Genomic DNA, 15,413 nt, shown 5'->3' with positions numbered 1-15,413 from the left:
GTACTCCTCTGATTCCTAAGCCGATAACCGAGTGCTCTGACCGGACCCAGAGGTCGCGCCGCGATACCAGTACTCGAGGGTCAGCACATGCCACAGATGTTTGGAGAAGTCCCGCTGCCCGGCGGCGTCCTCGGCGACCATCCGGGCCAGCGCGTCGCGGCGCAGGAATCCGGAACGGACGAGCTCGCCGTCGTTGATCACCTCGCGCACCAGCGGTGCCAGATCCCGGCTCATCCAGGCGCGCAGCGGGGCGCTGAACAGGCCCTTGGGCCGGTACACGATCTCCCGGGGCAGGATCGAGGCGGCCGCCTCCTTGAGGACGGCCTTGCCCTGCCGCCCGACGATCTTGCGGTCGCCGGGCACCGCGAACGCCGCCTTGACCACCTCGACGTCGACGTACGGCACCCGCACCTCGGTCGACGCGGCCATGCTGGAGCGGTCGGTGTACGCGAGGTTGAGGCCCGGCAGGAACATCCGGGCGTCGGTCAGGCACATGCGGTTGACGAAGTCGTCGAGGACGTTGTCCTGGTAGGTGTCCGCGTGTTCGGTCAGTACGTCCTCGACCGTTCCGGCCAGGTCCGGATCGAGCAGGGCGACCAGTTCGTTCTGGTCGTACATGGTGTAGCTGCGCCGGAAGGCGGTCTCCTCCGGCAGTTCGGCGAAGGAGAGGAACCGCTTGGCGAAGCGCACCGACCGGTAGCCCCGGCGGCTCGTCGCGACCGGCAGCCGGTCCACGGTCGCGGACACCCCGCGCCGCAGGGGCCGCGGGACGCGCTGGTAGCGCAGCGCGAGCAGGTTGGCCAGGTGCTTGCGGTACCCGGCGAACAGTTCGTCGGCGCCCATCCCCGAGAGCATCACCTTGATCCCGGCCTCCCGGGCGGCCTTGCAGATCAGGAAGGTGTTGATCGCGGCCGGGTCGCCGATCGGCTCGTCCAGGTGGTACGTCATCTGCGGCAGCAGGTCGAGCACGTTCGGGGCGATCTCGATCTCCCGCAGGTCGACGCCGAACCGCTCGGCGACCTGTCGGGCGTAGCGCAGGTCGTCCGGCATCGCCTCGAACTTGGCGTCCTCGGCGCGGAACCCGATCGTGTAGGCGGGGATCCCGGGCCGGTCACGGGCCGCCAGCGCGGTGAGGTAGCTGGAGTCGAGGCCGCCGGAGAGGAAGGTCGCCACGGGGACGTCGGAGAGCAGGTGGCGCCGGGTCGATTCCTCGACGACGGCGGCCAGGTCCGGTGGCTCACTGTCGCGGGCCTCGGCGGCGACGTCCCGCAGGTTCCAGTACCGGCCGCTGTCCACCCGGCCGTCGGGCCGTACCCTCAGCCAGCTCCCCGGCGGCAGCTTCTCCGCCTCGCGGAACGCGCACCGTGAGTCCGGCACCCAGTAGTACAGCAGTGAGGCCACCAGCGCCGCGTGGTCCACCTGGAGCGATCCGCCGGTCACGGCGGCGAGCGCCTTGAGTTCGGAGGCGAACACCAGGCCCTGGCCGCGCCGGAGCAGGAACAGCGGTTTGATGCCCAACTGGTCGCGGGCCAGCACCAGTTCGCCGGTGCGCTCGTCGAAGATCCCGAACGCGAACATGCCACGCAGCCGGGGCAGGCAGTCGGTGCCCCAGCGCCGCCAGGCCTCAAGGAGCACCTCGGTGTCGGAGGTGCCGCGGAAGCGCACCCCGGCGGCGGCCAGTTCGGCGCGCAGTTCGGGCGCGTTGTACAGCTCTCCGTTGTACGTCAGGGCGAGGCCGTCCGAGACCATCGGCTGGGCGCCGGTCTCGGACAGGTCGATGATCGCCAACCGGCGGTGTCCGAGCTGGACTTCGCCGTCACCGACGGGGTGGCCGTAACGGCCCGCTCCGTCCGGGCCGCGGTGGGCGAGGGTTTCGGTGAGCCGGTCGGTCACGATCTTCCCGTCCGGCCATCGGTACGTGCCTGCGATGCCACACATGTGCTACCGCGCCTCCTGGTCGTTGTCCGTAACCCGCGCGGCCCATATCGGCTCCCGCTCCGTCCGCTGCCGTCCCTCCCCCACTGCCTGAACGGCGTGGGAGGTACCCCCACCGTTCTGCCGGGCCGGCCGTTCGCCGCGGCCGCGCAGCGCGGTGTGCGCGCCGTCCCACAGCGTGCCGTCGGTCCGGTCACGTGGATCGGGGTCGGTCAGCACCACACCGATCACCTCGATGCGCTGGTCCGCGAGCTGCCGCGCCACGGTGTGCAGCCATGCGGCGTTGCCGTGCCCGGCCCGCACGACGAGCACGGTCTGCGTGCCGAGGTGACGGAGGTCGGTCCACGCGGTGCCGGGCGCGACCGAGCCGAGGCCCAGCCGGCGTTCCTGAGGCGATACGGCCTCGGCGTGCTCGCCGCTGACCACGGTCGGATCTCCCGGCGCGCGGCGGCGGTCGACGAGCTGCCGGCCGGGCAGGCCGTCGACGACGACCACCGGCGATTCCGTCGCCAGCGTCCGGGCGAGGTCCAGGGCGATCGCGCTCGCACTGCGCGTACAGCCCAGTTCCAGCAGGGACAGCGGTTCCGCGGAGCCGCGCACGGTGCGGGCCAGGGTCGCGGTGAGCCGTTCGCGTGCCGCCCGGGTCCGTCGGCGTTGCCACAGCCGTGCCGGCCGGCGGGGCAGCTCCGCGATGACCGAGGCGCCCAGGTGCGTCGCGATCTGCCGGCGCAGCACGGGGCGGTCCGCCACCACCACGCCGACCGCGGCCAGCGCGAGCCCGAGGACGAGTCCGAGGACGAGTCCGATCCCGGCGTTGGTGACGGCGGTCCTGGGCACGGAGTGCTGTGTCGCGCGAGCGGCGTCCACGATCTGCGTGCCCGCGATGAGCCGGGGCGTGCCCACACGCGCCTGCTCGGCGCGCTGGTCGAAGTCGGCGATCCGCGAGGTGAGTTCGGCCCGGCGGGCGAACAGCGACTCCAGGTTCGCCGACGTCTGCGGGTCGCTCTCCGGCGTTCCGTCGCCGATCTCGGCGTTGACCTGCGCCAGTTCGTCGCGCAGGGCGTCGCGCTGGCCGAGCAGAGCCTTGGCTTCGGCGCTCGCCGCCTGCTGTATGCGGCGCACGTGGTCCTGGACGAACGCGTCGGCCAGCGCCTTGGCGCGGGCCACCGCCTCCGCGTCGCTGTCGCCCGTCACCGTGATCCGCAGCAGGTTGTTGGTGAGGCCGACGCCCTGGTAGTCCAGCATGAAGTCCTCCGGGCGTTCCGGGGATCGCAGGGACTTCAGTGCCTGGCCGGCGATCCGCGTGGTCTGGAGCAGTGCGGCGTCGGTGCGGATCAGCGTTCCGGGGTCGTTCGGCTGATCCGCCTCGTGCGCGACCAGCACCGTGGTCACCGCGGTCGGCGGTGGCGGCAGCAGGACCGCCACCGCCGCACCGGCCAGCAGGCCGAGCAGCGCGGCGAGGCACCACAAGCGGCGGCGTCTGCGGACCGCCACCACCAGTGCCTGTACGTCGAAGAGCGGAGCGGTGGCCGGCGGCTCCGGCATCGTGCTCGTCGTCACGCTGGGCCTCCCCCCGTGTCCGCGCCCACCGCGGCCGCCGGCACGGTGCCCTCCGGCGGAGCGCCGGCAGACCGCGTCGTACGGACCCGGACCGTGTCGGCGATGACGATGCCGACCACGTCATGCCCGGCGTCCGCACAGGCCTCGGCGATGCCGGCGAGCTCTCCCGCGGTCCGGCTGCCCGCGCCGATCACGACCACGGCTCCGGACTCGGTGGCGCGGTCCGGAACCAGCGGCCGGGACACCGAGAGCTCCACCACCCGCAGCAGCGGATCGCCGCCTGCCTCGGCGGCGAGCCGTTCGGCGGCGCGGCGGGCGGTGTCGTCGTCGTCCGGGACGACCGCCAGCAGCTGTCGCCGGGTGGCCGGCAGTTGGTTCCGGAGGCGGGCGCACACTCTCCGGTAGCGGATCTGCCGGCCGGCCTCGCCGTCGGATGCCTGCGGGGTCGGTGTGTCCCACCGGGTGTCGACGCCGAGGAGCCAGCGCGTCCAGGCCCCGGGGCCGCGGCCCCGGGGCCGCCGCGCGCGCCGTTCACCGGGTACGTCGACGGACCCCAGCAGAGGCGAGCCCAGCGCCGCGGCCATCTCCGGTTCGGTACGCGGTCGGCGGCTCACCCGTGCGGCGGCCAGATGGCCGATGACGGCGAGCAGGAAGAACAGCAGCGCCCCGGCGGCGACGAACTGCGTCCTGGTGGGCGGGGCCTCGCCGGCCGGCCGGGCCGCCGGTCCCATGACGACCATGTTGGCCTTGTTGAGCGAGGGGTCGACCTGCTCCAGCTTTTCCATGGCTTCCAGGAGCGAGGTGCGCAGCTTTTCGAGCTCGGTGCGGCCCTGCACGCTTTCCACGCTCTGCCCCGGATCGGCCGCGTCGGCCAGCTCGGTGATGCGGCGGCTGGTCTGCACCACCAGCTTGCGCAGCGCCTCGGGCCGCGTCGCCACGTCGGGGTCGGTGGTGTCGCCCGCGAGCCGCGCGGCGAAGGCGACGTACTCCTCGGCCACCTGGTCGGCGAGCCGCTGCGCATGCTCGGGGGTGTCGGCGGTACCCGAGATCTTGATGATGTTTCCTTCGGCGGCCGTCGCGGTCACACGTTCGCGCAGTTCGTTGCCGCTGACCGCGGTCCAGCCGAGCCTGTCGGCCGCGCGGTCGACCACGACCGAACTGGTCGCGATCGCCGTCTGGGTCAGCAGTTCACGCTCCTCCCACTGCCCCGACAGCAGGACCGATGCCGACGTCGTGTAGCGCGGCGGAAACACCACGGAGGCGCCGAAGCCGACGAGCGCGCCCACCACGGCGAGGACGGTGAGCAGCCGCCACCGCCGATGAATGACCCGCCCGATCGTGACCAGGCGTATCGTGTCCTCGCTCAACTACGGCGCCTCTTCCCGATCCTGACCCGGTCGCCCGCGGACACCGGAGCCTGGTCGCGGCAGGCGGCGCCGTAGGCGGCGAGCAGCGACGCCTGGGAGTTCCGCCAGGCGAGCGGCCCGCTGATCCGTTCCTGGCCGATCTTGCCCATCCGGGCCCGCTGCTCCGGATCGTCCAGCAGATCCGCGATGAGCCCGGCGAACGCGGCCTCGTCGTTGGCGGGTGCGTACACGGCGGCGTCGCCGGCGGAGACGCGCGCCTCCTTCAGGTCGAAGGAGACGATCGGCCGGGCCATCGCCATGTACTCCAGGACCTTGTTCATGGTCGACACGTCGTTGAGCGGATTGCGCGGGTCCGGCGAAAGACAGACGTCGGCGGTGGACAGGTAGCGCACCAGGTCGGCGTCCGGGATACGCCCGGTGAACTGCACCTGCTCGGCCAGCCCGAGCCGCCCGGACAGCTCCACCATCGCGTCGAAGGCGTCGCCGGCCCCGACGAACACCGCGTGCCAGTCGGTCCGCCCGAGCTCGTCACGCAGTTTCGCCAGGGCTCGCAACGCGTAGTCGACACCGTCCTGCGGGCCCATGACGCCGAGGTAGCACAGCAGATGAGACTTGCCGTGCTTCAACTCCGGCTCGGACGGCACCGGTTGGAACCGGTCGGTCTGGGGCGCGCTGCGCACCACGAAGACGTCCTCCGGCCGCCGGCCGCCCCGGCGCACCGCGACGTCCCGGTAGCTCTCGTTGGTGGCGAGCACGATGTCCGCGGCCCGGTAGGTCCTCCGCTCCAGCGCGCACACGGCGCGGTAGAGCAGGTCCTCGCCGCGGTCGAACCGGGAGAGGTACAGCTCGGGCACCAGGTCGTGCTGGTCGAAGACGAACCGCGCGCCGCGCCGCTTCATCCACAGTGCCGGCAGGAACAGCAGGTCGGGCGGGTTGCAGGCGTGGACCACGTCGACCGGGCCGACCTTGCGGGCCAGCCGGACCGTGTGCCACAACGCCGATCCGTACTCCCGCAGGTAGCCGGCCGGCCCTCCGGTGGCCGCGCGCAACGGGTAGCGGTGGATCCGCACCCCGTCGATCACCGCCTCCGGCTCCGTGTCCCGTTTCTGTCCCCGCGGACAGATGACGTGCACCTCCCAGCCCGCCTCGCGCAGGGTCGTGCACTCCTGCCACACCCGCCGGTCGAACGGCACCGACAGGTTCTCCACCAGAATCAGCGCGCGCCGGCCCTGCCCGGCACCGCCCCTCACGTCACCAGACAAGGCCCACGTACCCCGGTTCGGTCCGGCGCGCCTCGGCGTCGGGAAGGCGGATGAGGTCGACCAGCACCGGGCCGTCACCATGGGGCAGCGCCGACAGCACCGCCGGGTCCTTGGTGCCGACCAGGCACACCTCCGCGTGTTCGAGCACCTCGTCGACGGAGTCCGTGAGCAGCTGCGCGATGTGCGGCAGCCGGTTCTCGATGTACTCGCGGTTCGCGCCGAGCAGCCGGGAGAGGTTCACGTTGCCGTCGTAGATCTTCAGGTCGTAGCCCTTGCCGAGGAGTCTTTCCGCCAGCTCGACGAGCGGGCTCTCGCGGAGGTCGTCGGTGCCGGGTTTGAAGGACAGCCCGAACAGGCCCACCCGGCGTTTGCCGGTGCGCTCGACCAGGTCCACCGCGCGTTGCAGATGGGCGGAGTTGGAGGGCAGCACGTGGGCGAGGATGGGCACCGAGACGTCGGCGCGTTGTGCCGCGTGGACCAGGCTGCGCAGGTCCTTGGGCAGGCAGGAGCCGCCGAAGGCGAAGCCGGGCCGCAGATAGGCGGGGCTGATGTTCAGTTTGCGGTCGGCCAGGAACACGTCCACCACCTGGTGGGAGTCCACGCCGAGCGCCTGGCATATGGCGCCCAGTTCGTTCGCGAAGCCGATCTTGAGACCGTGGAACGCGTTGTCCGCGTACTTGATCGCCTCGGCCGTGGGGACCGGCACCCGGAACACCTCGCCGGGCAGTCCGTCGTACAGCGCCGCGACCACGTCGCCGCTCGCCGGGTCGATCTCGCCGATGACGGTCTTGGGCGGGTCGAAGAAGTCCCGCACGCTCGTGCCCTCGCGCAGGAACTCCGGGTTGACCGCGACCCCGAAGTCCACCCCGGCCGTGCCGCCGACGTATTTCTCCAGGAGTGGTACCAGCAGGTTCAGGCAGGTGCCCGGGAGCATGGTGCTGCGGAACACGACGGTGTGCCGCCCACCGCTCCCACCGCGCTCCGCCAGCGCGGCGCCGATCTGCTCGGTGACCCGCTCCAAGTAGGTGGTGCACAGGCTGCCGTTGGGCTCCGACGGCGTGCCCACGCAGACCAACGACACCTCACTGCCCATGATCGCCTCGCGGACGTCGTCGGTGGCGCGTAACGCTCCCGTCCGCACCGCCTCGGCGACGACCTCGCCGATACGTTCCTCCACCACCGGGGCCTTGCCGTCGTTGACCAGGTCGACCTTCGCCTGGTTCACGTCCACCCCGATGACCTCGTGACCCATCTCGGCCAGGCACGCTGCCGACACGCAGCCCACGTAGCCGAGCCCCAAGACGCTGACCCTCATGACCCGTTCCTCCCCCCAGGCAGGCCCTTGCGGCCTGCGGTCCGCGCGCCGGCCGGACATCGGCCGCCGCGCATCAGTACGCCCCCTGGCCCTGCAGCACCGCACGCAGCGTCTTCCACAAGATCACTGCGTCCAGGGCGAGCGACCAGTCCTCCACGTACCGCAGGTCCAGCCGTACCGCCTCCTCCCACGGCAGGTCGCTGCGTCCGCTGATCTGCCACAGGCCGGTGAGCCCGGGCTTGACCAGCAACCGCCGCCGGATGTCCGGGCCGTACTCGGCGGACTCCTCCGGGAGCGGTGGCCGCGGGCCGACGAGCGACATCGAGCCGGTGAGCACGTTGAAGAGCTGCGGGAGCTCGTCGATCGAGTACCGGCGCAGCACCGCCCCCACCCGGGTCACCCGCGGATCCCTACGGAGCTTGAACAGCAGGCCGGCGCCCTCGTTGTGGTCCGCCAGCGCGGCACGTGCCCCGTGGGCCCCGGCGACCATGGTGCGGAACTTGAAGATCGTGAACTCGCGGCCGGCCTTGCCGACCCTGCGCTGGCGGTAGAACACCCCGCCCGGGCTGTCCGCCAGCACGAGTATCCCGATGAACACCATCAACGGCGCGAACAGCACCAACAGCAGCGCCGCGCCCACCCGGTCGACGATCCCCTTGATCACCCGGCGGCCCCCGGTGAAGGTCGGCATGCTGACCCGCAGCAGCGGGATCCCGAGCACCGCGTCGACCTGGAGCCGTGGTTCGGCCACCTCCATCAGCACCGGGGCCACGACCATCTCGGCATCGCTGCCTTCGAGGTTCCAGGCCAGCCGCTGGAGCCGCTCCGGTGACCAGTCCGGGGCGGGTGTGACCGCGACGACCCGGTAGCCGCCCTGGCGGACTTGGTGAGCGACGTCCGTCAGCCGTCCGACGACCGGCACGCCGTCCAGTCGGCCATCGCCGACCCCCAGACCGTTCGGTGTGCAGACCGCCTCCACCCGCCAGCCGAGATGCGGGAACTTACGGGCTCGGGCGATCAGGTCGCGCACGGTGGCCGGGCTGCCGGCAGCGAGCACCGGTCGCAGACACCGTCCTTGTTTTCGCTGTTTGTGCAGCCAGAGGCGGAGCAGATACCGCTCGGTCATCGTGACGAGCGCGATCGCCGGGACCGCGACGAAGATCCAGAGTTTGATGTTGCGCGAGCTGAGGGCGATCCCGCCGAGCGACAGTACGACGGCCGCTGTGAACACGGAGCGTCCGAGCCGGCGGAACTCCTCGGCGCCCTGGCCGAGTACGGCCGGAGCCCACGCCCGGCTCATCGCGAGCGCTCCGATCACCAGGAGCTCGGTGCCGAAGGCGAGAATTCTCCACTTCTCATGCCAGTTGGCCGCGTCCCGGGCTCCGAAGAAGCCGCCGATGGCCGCCACCACGAAGGCGGTGGCCACGGTATCGCTGATGATCACAGTACGGCGGTACCGCTGCTCCCAGTCGATCGCGGGCCGGCTGATTTCCCCGTCCGTCGGCTGCCCGCGTACCGACGGAAACGGGCTGACTAATTCCCCCTGTTGCACCGTTCTGCCTATGTCGCCAGTGGGTTCGACGTGCTCGCCCAACACGATTCCTCCCCCTCGGGAGACCCCCGTCTCCCGCCCTGTTACTCCCCCCGGGAGACCCCCGCCCCCCGGCACCGCGCTGCTGCTCCTCCCCTCGGGAGGCCCTGACCTCCCTCGAACGGCATCCCCCTACGTCAGCGCCACTCGAACAACTCCCCTGGACGGCGACGGACTCGCACGTCCTGCCGGACTCTCCGGGTGCGCGGCGCCCCGTCGAACGTCGGGCGCTCCCCGCACCCGCGGCCCTCACTTGAGCTTCACAAATCGATCACCCCCACGTCCGGCATCGGGAGCTCGATCACTTGCCGCCCACAACGCCTGACTCATAGATCACGATTTGTCGCTCGGTGTCCCGGCATGTGATCCGTCAATCTAGACCATTGGAGACCGCCTGGAGAGGGTGGTGTGTGGAATTTGTGGTCAAGTTTTGAAGCTGGGTGCACAGGCCGTGTCCGCCAGTGAGCATCTCCACGACGAGGACACGTCATGCGGCCTGTGACGAGGCCGATGGGTCAGGTCGTCTTCTCGAAGACGAGCACCTCGGTGGAGGCGACGCCCATGGGGGCCAGGAAGCTGGCCTTGAGGCCGCAGCCGAGCGTCGCGAAGAGGTCCACGCATGACTGGCGGGGCATGGCGGCCGGGTAGGAGTCGTGCCCCGCGCCACCCTGCGTCGCCCAGGCGCGCATCGTGGCCGGATCCAGGCAGGTCTCCGTCATGACGTCGAAGACGATCCGCCCACCGGGCCGCGTGACACGCGCCATCTCGAAGAAGTAGCGGGACGCACCAAGGAACGTCAGGGTGTTGAACACCTTGTGGGCCTGCACGAGGTCGATGCTGTCGTCGGGCGTCGGGGCGAGACTGAATTCCGCGGTCGGTTGGGCGACCACGCCGAATGTCTCCACCAGGTAGTCGGCCCAGGGCGCTGCCGTCTCGTAGATCTCATAACGCCCCGGCGAACACTCCTTCAGCGTCCTGTCCAGATACCGTCCCGAGCCGGGGCCGATCTCCAGCACCGTCTGCGGATCTGCGGCGAAAATACCGAGAGCACGCAGTTCATCGACGGTGGACCGGGTGGCGCCAGGCGTCCCGTTCATGACCTCGTCGATGTAGTCACCGACCGACAGACCGGCCGCCCGCGCAGCCCGCATCGTCGCCTCGAACGGGATGAAGTCGTCCACTCCACCCCGGTTGTTGGTGCTGCGCACAATGTCGAATCCCGTACGTCCGACAAGCCGCTTGACCCCCGACTTCCATACCGACGTCCCGCTCCTTGCTGCCCTCATATGACACGCCCCCCCAGATCGTCTTTCATGTCGGTGCCCGAAGAGCATAGAGCCGCGAAAGCGGCGGAACGGAGAATTCCCCACGAGACTGTCGAGAACCGACCTACGGCACCGGGGATTCCGCCTCGCTTTCACCGCGCACCGAGATCGGGACCAAGTCGGGTTCACGGTGGGGGAGTCAGTGTGTTTCCGCCATGCCTGACCTGGCACCTTCGGCCAAAGCGCACGCTATGGACGGCTGTTGAGCCCTCCTAGCCGGGCAACGAGCTCCTCGTTCGATCAGCCCGATCCACGCTCCCTTTCGCAACGTCCCGGCTGAAGCAGGGCGCCGACGCGGGTCCCGATGCCGGACATCGAACGCCCTGCCCCTTCGTAACCGCACGTGGAGATGGCAGGCTCCGGGCCCGCGAACCGTTCACCACCGGGCAAAAACCCTGGCCGGCGTCACAGTCGTAAAGACCAAGTACCGCACTGTACGAAGCGAATGGCAGCGGGATGCGCGGCGACACCCTCTCAATCGAGCGGGCGCCCCTTGTCCCCGCGGGCAGTGCACATCAGGTGCGCACGGGCACGGGTCACGTCTCTCGGAGCACTGTCGACTCACCTCGACTTCCGGCCAGTGCTCATGCCCCATCCCCTCCCCCGGCTGTGGCCGCCCGGCAGAAGTTCTGCCCAGCTGCCCGTCAGACCCAGTCGAGGACGGCCGGCTCCCGCAGGAAGCTGACGAACACCGAGTCGTCGTCGTCCGGGCGGGCAGGGTCGTGGAGCACCTGCACCGCGCCACCCTGGACGAGCACAGACGCATCGGCGTACTTACGCGTCACCCAGCGGCGCGTACCAGCAGCGTCGACATAGGTCACCGTCGCGGTGGCCCCCGCGACGTGCCGCCCACCGGAGTCGTCGCTGGAGTAGTGGACGCGCAGCTCGCTGATGGCCCCGGTGGTCCGCAGCCCCTCGATCAGCAGCCGGTCCCGGGTAGCGGCGCTCGCGGTGATGCGGCGCTGGGCCCGGACGGCCGACCACACCAGCAGCAGCAAGAGCACGACCAGGAAGCCCGGCAGCCAGAGGTCGGCGTAGTAGAGAATCCACCGCCCCCAACCCCATCGCTCCGGCGGCTCGTAGTCCGTCACCACCCACCCGACACGGTCCGCCGCCACCCAGCCCCGCGCCCCGACAGCGACACCCAGGGCAAGGCCGCCGACACCGATCGCCAGCGCCCATCCCCCGCCGCCCCGTACAGCCCGGTAGCCGTCGAGATGGTGGACGCCCACCGGCAGCCCCAGGCCCACCAGGAGAACCCCTGCGCCCATCCCAACCACGACGAGCGGGACCGAGACACCCGAGACGTGGGCGCCGGACGGCGCGTTGAGGGCGATGGCGCGCAGCCCGTCGAACCACAGAGAGACGAGGAGCCCGAGCACGAAGGCCCCCGCGGCACCGAGGACGAACCAGATCATGCCCATACGCAGGGCCGCCGGATGACCCACCTGACGATCACGCTGCTGGCGTCGACGCACTGACGGGTCCACGGTGTCCATGGCGCCTCCTGTGATACAGGTCGGCGCGATCGCCGGGAAACCATGGTACTGAACTGATCGAGTGACATCGGAGCGTGCAACCGGCTGCCCGCAGCGAACGCGGCGCCGCCCACGGCCCGCAGCCGTCTACTGCGTCTTTCGGCAGATCCGCGCGACCTTCGGAGATCGCGAGACCGCTTCGGATCCGCCCGTCGAGCAGGCACTCCGGCCGAGAACGGGGCACCACGACGTCAGTTGCCGATGTCACGAGCCCCGGTGCTCGGCCCCGACGCCGGAGCCAACGGCGTGATGAGGGTGCGCCACAACGGACGCAGGTGTCAGTGACCGCGGCCTCCGTTCAAGTACGCCCGATCCGGGACGTCCGGAATCCGACCGGAGCGGCGCCAGCGGGCCAGAACCGACCGCCCGTGGTTGTTCGTGCCCGCCACCCGGTCCCACCTGAGTCACCCTCTCCCCGAGCCTCGTCGCAAGGCTCTGCCAGACCCGCCGGACTCTCACCGTGCTCGCGACCGACAGAACGATGCACCAGCAACTCCACCGACAACAGGGCGACCGGCGGCCAACCCACTTCCGCCATCGGCCGCCATGAGAGCAGGCGCTCACCGGGAGCCATCCCTACGACGGCGCAGACTCATCCGCGGCACCCCGCCACCGTCTCGGAAAGCACTGGCTCACGGCAGCTAGAGATCTCTAACGGCTGAGGTTACGTCGGGTCGTGACGGTTGGTGGGGGCCGCGCTATGCCGGAGGGATGAGGTCTGCCGATAGCGGTGGGCTGACGGCTGAGGAGCAGGCCCGGCGTGAGTAAGTCCGGCTCGCAGCGGCGAACTTGATCGAGGCAGGGGCCAGTGACGGGGGGTGGCCCGGCGGTACAAGGTGACGCGGATATCGGCGAACCGCTGGCGTCGGGCCCTGGCTTCGGGCGGGCGGCAGGCCCCGGTCTCCAAAGGGCCTGAGGGTGCTCGCTGCAAGCTTGACGCCGGTCAACTGTGTGCGTTGAAGGCGGTGTTGGATGTAGGTCCGGCCGTGTCCGGCTGTAGCGACCAGTGCTGGACACTGACGAGGATCGCTGAGATCGTGCACCGCGGATTCGGGGTCGAATACACCCTGGCCGGGCTCGACCTACTGGTGCACCGCATCCGCTGATCGGTTTCACGCCGTACAGTCGGACGCGTGCAAGGAGTAACGAAAAGAGCCCCTGCTGGGCTGGTTGCGGTTACGGGTAGTTCGGGCCGTGTCGGAGCGGCCCTGGCTGCGGCATTCGACGCAGCTGGCTGGGTGGTCCGCGGCGTGGACCGTGTTCCCGGCTGCTGGACGAGCGTCATCGGAGACCTGCGAGACCGGCCCGTGCGGCTGGCCGCATTGCAGTCGGCCGATGTCCTGGTCCACACTGCCGCGCTGCACGCTCCGCACGTCGGGCGTCTGGCCGATGCAGAGTTCCGAGCCGTGAATGTCGGTGTGACTGCGGGCCTGCTCGACGATGCTGCCAGCCTCGGCACTCTGCGGGTTCTCTACATCAGCAGTACGAGTGTGTACGGACACGCCCTGGTGCCCACCGACCGTGCCGTCTGGGTGGACGAGCAGCTCACGCCGCTTCCCAGGGACATCTACGACGAGACCAAACTGGCTGCAGAGGAACTGGTCGCCGCCTGCACCCTTTCTTCGGTCACGCTGCGCATAGCGCGGTGCTTTCCCGAGCCACTGCCTGTGCGGGCCCGCCACCTGCTACACCGGGCAGTCGACGTTGCCGACGTAGCGGCGGCGGGGGTCCTGGCCATGGCGCACTCCAACGTCACCGGCAGGTTCAACATCTCCGGGCCGCACCCGTTTCGCCGAGAGGACTGCCTTGCCCTTTCCCACGATGCGGGCGCGGTGCTCGCCAAACGGGTTCCGGACGTCTTCCAGGCGTTCCGAGACCAGGGGTGGTCAGTGCCCGATCGCCTGGACCGGGTGTACGACTCGACTGCCGCCAGAAGCGCGTTCGGTTACCGACCTGTTCGCGGAGTCCGGCAACTACTGCGCGATGCCGCGGACGGACCGAGCCATGAGTGACCGCACGGCTCAGCTCGCCCCCGACGACTTCCGTGGAACCAGGGTCGTGAGGCACCACTCTCAGCCGTCCCGTAGCTCCTGGGCACGGTGAAATGATCTTGACGTGACTGGGGCGATCACGGCGTTGGAGCCGTCCTGGATAGCCCCGGTCGGCTGTTCCCAGCACCGGACCGGGACGACCAGCCCGAGTCCCTGCGAGCAACTGCGCGCGCACCATCGTCCGATCGACGAACGCCTACCCCTGGAAGCACTGCACCTGTACGTGACCTGCTGGAGCAAGCAGGCTCTACGGACTGCTGTGCTCGGCAGCCCTCCGCCAGATGGACTTCGTCCTGACCAGACCTGGAGCCGCTCTTCGAGCAGTACTTCGGTGAACTGAGTGCGTCCCCCGGTCTGAAACTGGAGTCCCGACCACTCCTGTCCACTGGGCGGCCCCGACCGGGTCGGCGCCCGCGCGCAGCCACGCGGACAGGAATTCGGTCGACGACAGCGACGAGGCAGTGACGCTGAGCACCGTTCACCACCTCACCGCCTGCCACAGAACACGCAGCAGGCGCCACACTTCCCACCCTGCGCCACCCCGACGTCCTCCAAGTCCCCCCGGACTCCTCCTCGGCCTCGATCCCACCACCCCTCTGTCCGACCTGCGAGCTGCCCCTGCTCCCTGCTCCCTGCTCCCTGCTCCCTGCTCGACCAAGCCATGAAGTCCGCGGCACGCGACGACGACATCGCCCTCCCGCGCCGTGCGTGCCGCCGCAGGCACACCGTGCTCCGTGACTCCGAACCCATGCGAGTCGTTCCACGCAGGCTTCGGCTACGCGCTGTGGAGACGTGGGTGTCTGAGTCCGTCGAACTGCCGGTGTGGTCGGAGCCCTCGGCGAGAGCGGGTGAAAGCGCGTCGAGGAGATCGAAGGCGGACTGAAGGCTCGGCAGACGGAGCACTCGCATGATCCTGGGGTGACCCGGAACGAGCCACAACCCGCCACGGCGGGCGGCGCGGCTGCGGATCCGGGTCAGTAGCCGCAGGCCACCGGGGTCGAGGAAGGTCACCGCGGTCAGGTCGACCACGGTCTGCCGGATGTCCGGGGAGAGCAGGGCGTCAGTCGTCGGGCCGAGGGCGTACGTCGCACAGATGTCGATCTCCCCGCGCAGTTCGATGACCAGGGCTGTGCCCACGGTTCGGTGGCACATCCCGAAGGCAGGTTCGTCGGCACGCATGGTGTACCCCCACCATGGTTGGCAATTCTTGTCGGCGGGACCGGACTGGCCCTCGGCCACCGGTCGTGTCCGGACGCGCCGCCGGGGGCCGGGGCGGTGTCGTTCCTCCGGACACCGCCATCATGCCCGTGCGCCCCGGAGCCGAGAAATCAGAGATCACATGTGACCGGCATCGAACGGCCAACTGCCACGGCAGAACGGTATCGATCACGTTGGTGAGATGAGATGCAGTCGTCGGATTCACGGATGCCAGACTGCCCCGGACCACCGGTCGCGCCGGCTCGTTCTCG

Annotated in this window: 10 protein-coding genes and 1 pseudogene; 2 read left to right on the top strand and 9 right to left on the bottom strand. The window is 70.1% G+C overall.

The window, feature by feature from the left end; all coding sequences use genetic code 11:
• Nucleotides 1–15 precede the first annotated feature (15 nt).
• The 8 genes from asnB to SLINC_RS43000 form a co-directional block, all read right to left on the bottom strand.
• The gene (asnB, locus tag SLINC_RS43035; RefSeq protein WP_067443838.1) at nucleotides 16–1,938 is read right to left on the bottom strand and encodes an asparagine synthase (glutamine-hydrolyzing); all 1,923 of its coding nucleotides are present in this window, start codon (nucleotides 1,936–1,938) and stop codon (nucleotides 16–18) included.
• 3 nt (nucleotides 1,939–1,941) lie between these two features.
• Complete coding sequence (locus SLINC_RS43030) at nucleotides 1,942–3,495, bottom strand: Wzz/FepE/Etk N-terminal domain-containing protein (protein WP_067443837.1); 1,554 nt, start codon at nucleotides 3,493–3,495, stop codon at nucleotides 1,942–1,944.
• Nucleotides 3,492–4,862 (bottom strand): YveK family protein, encoded by a 1,371-nt coding sequence (locus tag SLINC_RS43025; RefSeq protein ID WP_067443836.1) that lies wholly within the window; start codon nucleotides 4,860–4,862, stop codon nucleotides 3,492–3,494. The genes SLINC_RS43030 and SLINC_RS43025 overlap by 4 nt, the downstream gene beginning before the upstream one ends.
• Nucleotides 4,859–6,124, bottom strand: a complete 1,266-nt coding sequence (locus SLINC_RS43020; RefSeq protein ID WP_067443835.1) for a glycosyltransferase family 4 protein — start codon at nucleotides 6,122–6,124, stop codon at nucleotides 4,859–4,861. Before SLINC_RS43020 ends, SLINC_RS43025 begins: the two co-directional genes overlap by 4 nt.
• Nucleotides 6,114–7,439 carry a nucleotide sugar dehydrogenase gene (locus SLINC_RS43015; RefSeq protein ID WP_067443834.1) on the bottom strand — a complete coding sequence of 442 codons (1,326 nt, stop codon included), beginning with the start codon at nucleotides 7,437–7,439 and terminating at the stop codon, nucleotides 6,114–6,116. Before SLINC_RS43015 ends, SLINC_RS43020 begins: the two co-directional genes overlap by 11 nt.
• A 73-nt stretch (nucleotides 7,440–7,512) precedes the next feature.
• Complete coding sequence (locus SLINC_RS43010; RefSeq protein ID WP_067446460.1) at nucleotides 7,513–8,991, bottom strand: sugar transferase; 1,479 nt, start codon at nucleotides 8,989–8,991, stop codon at nucleotides 7,513–7,515.
• 554 nt (nucleotides 8,992–9,545) lie between these two features.
• Nucleotides 9,546–10,316, bottom strand: coding sequence for a class I SAM-dependent methyltransferase (locus SLINC_RS43005; protein WP_067443833.1), 771 nt, complete (start codon nucleotides 10,314–10,316; stop codon nucleotides 9,546–9,548).
• Nucleotides 10,317–10,999: 683 nt separating this feature from the next.
• Nucleotides 11,000–11,854, bottom strand: a complete 855-nt coding sequence (locus SLINC_RS43000; RefSeq protein ID WP_067443832.1) for a hypothetical protein — start codon at nucleotides 11,852–11,854, stop codon at nucleotides 11,000–11,002.
• A 750-nt stretch (nucleotides 11,855–12,604) separates the two neighbouring features.
• Here SLINC_RS43000 and SLINC_RS50580 point away from each other — a divergent pair.
• Both SLINC_RS50580 and SLINC_RS42990 read left to right on the top strand, forming a co-directional pair.
• Nucleotides 12,605–12,993, top strand: a pseudogene (locus SLINC_RS50580) (helix-turn-helix domain-containing protein); the annotation flags it as partial.
• A gap of 33 nt (nucleotides 12,994–13,026) precedes the next feature.
• On the top strand, nucleotides 13,027–13,905 hold the full coding sequence (locus SLINC_RS42990) for an NAD-dependent epimerase/dehydratase family protein (RefSeq protein ID WP_237282024.1): 879 nt from the start codon (nucleotides 13,027–13,029) through the stop codon (nucleotides 13,903–13,905).
• Between the two features lie 525 nt (nucleotides 13,906–14,430).
• Here SLINC_RS42990 and SLINC_RS50575 read toward each other — a convergent pair.
• Complete coding sequence (locus SLINC_RS50575) at nucleotides 14,431–15,096, bottom strand: STAS domain-containing protein (protein ID WP_418361231.1); 666 nt, start codon at nucleotides 15,094–15,096, stop codon at nucleotides 14,431–14,433.
• Between the last annotated feature and the right edge of the window lie 317 nt (nucleotides 15,097–15,413).

This window comes from Streptomyces lincolnensis, assembly GCF_001685355.1.
In the GTDB taxonomy this organism is placed as follows: Bacteria; Actinomycetota; Actinomycetes; order Streptomycetales; family Streptomycetaceae; genus Streptomyces; species Streptomyces lincolnensis.
Note: the sequence above shows the minus strand (reverse complement) of the source record. Positions and strands in the feature narration are given on the sequence as shown.

Bases quoted from the DNA above. Each gene is read 5' to 3' on its own strand.
- asnB (WP_067443838.1), bottom strand. From the start codon at position 1,938: ATGTGTGGCATCGCAGGCACGTACCGATGGCCGGACGGGAAGATCGTG.
- SLINC_RS43015 (WP_067443834.1), bottom strand. From the start codon at position 7,439: ATGAGGGTCAGCGTCTTGGGGCTCGGCTACGTGGGCTGCGTGTCGGCA.
- SLINC_RS43005 (WP_067443833.1), bottom strand. From the start codon at position 10,316: ATGAGGGCAGCAAGGAGCGGGACGTCGGTATGGAAGTCGGGGGTCAAG.
- SLINC_RS43000 (WP_067443832.1), bottom strand. From the start codon at position 11,854: ATGGACACCGTGGACCCGTCAGTGCGTCGACGCCAGCAGCGTGATCGT.
- SLINC_RS50575 (WP_418361231.1), bottom strand. From the start codon at position 15,096: ATGTGCCACCGAACCGTGGGCACAGCCCTGGTCATCGAACTGCGCGGG.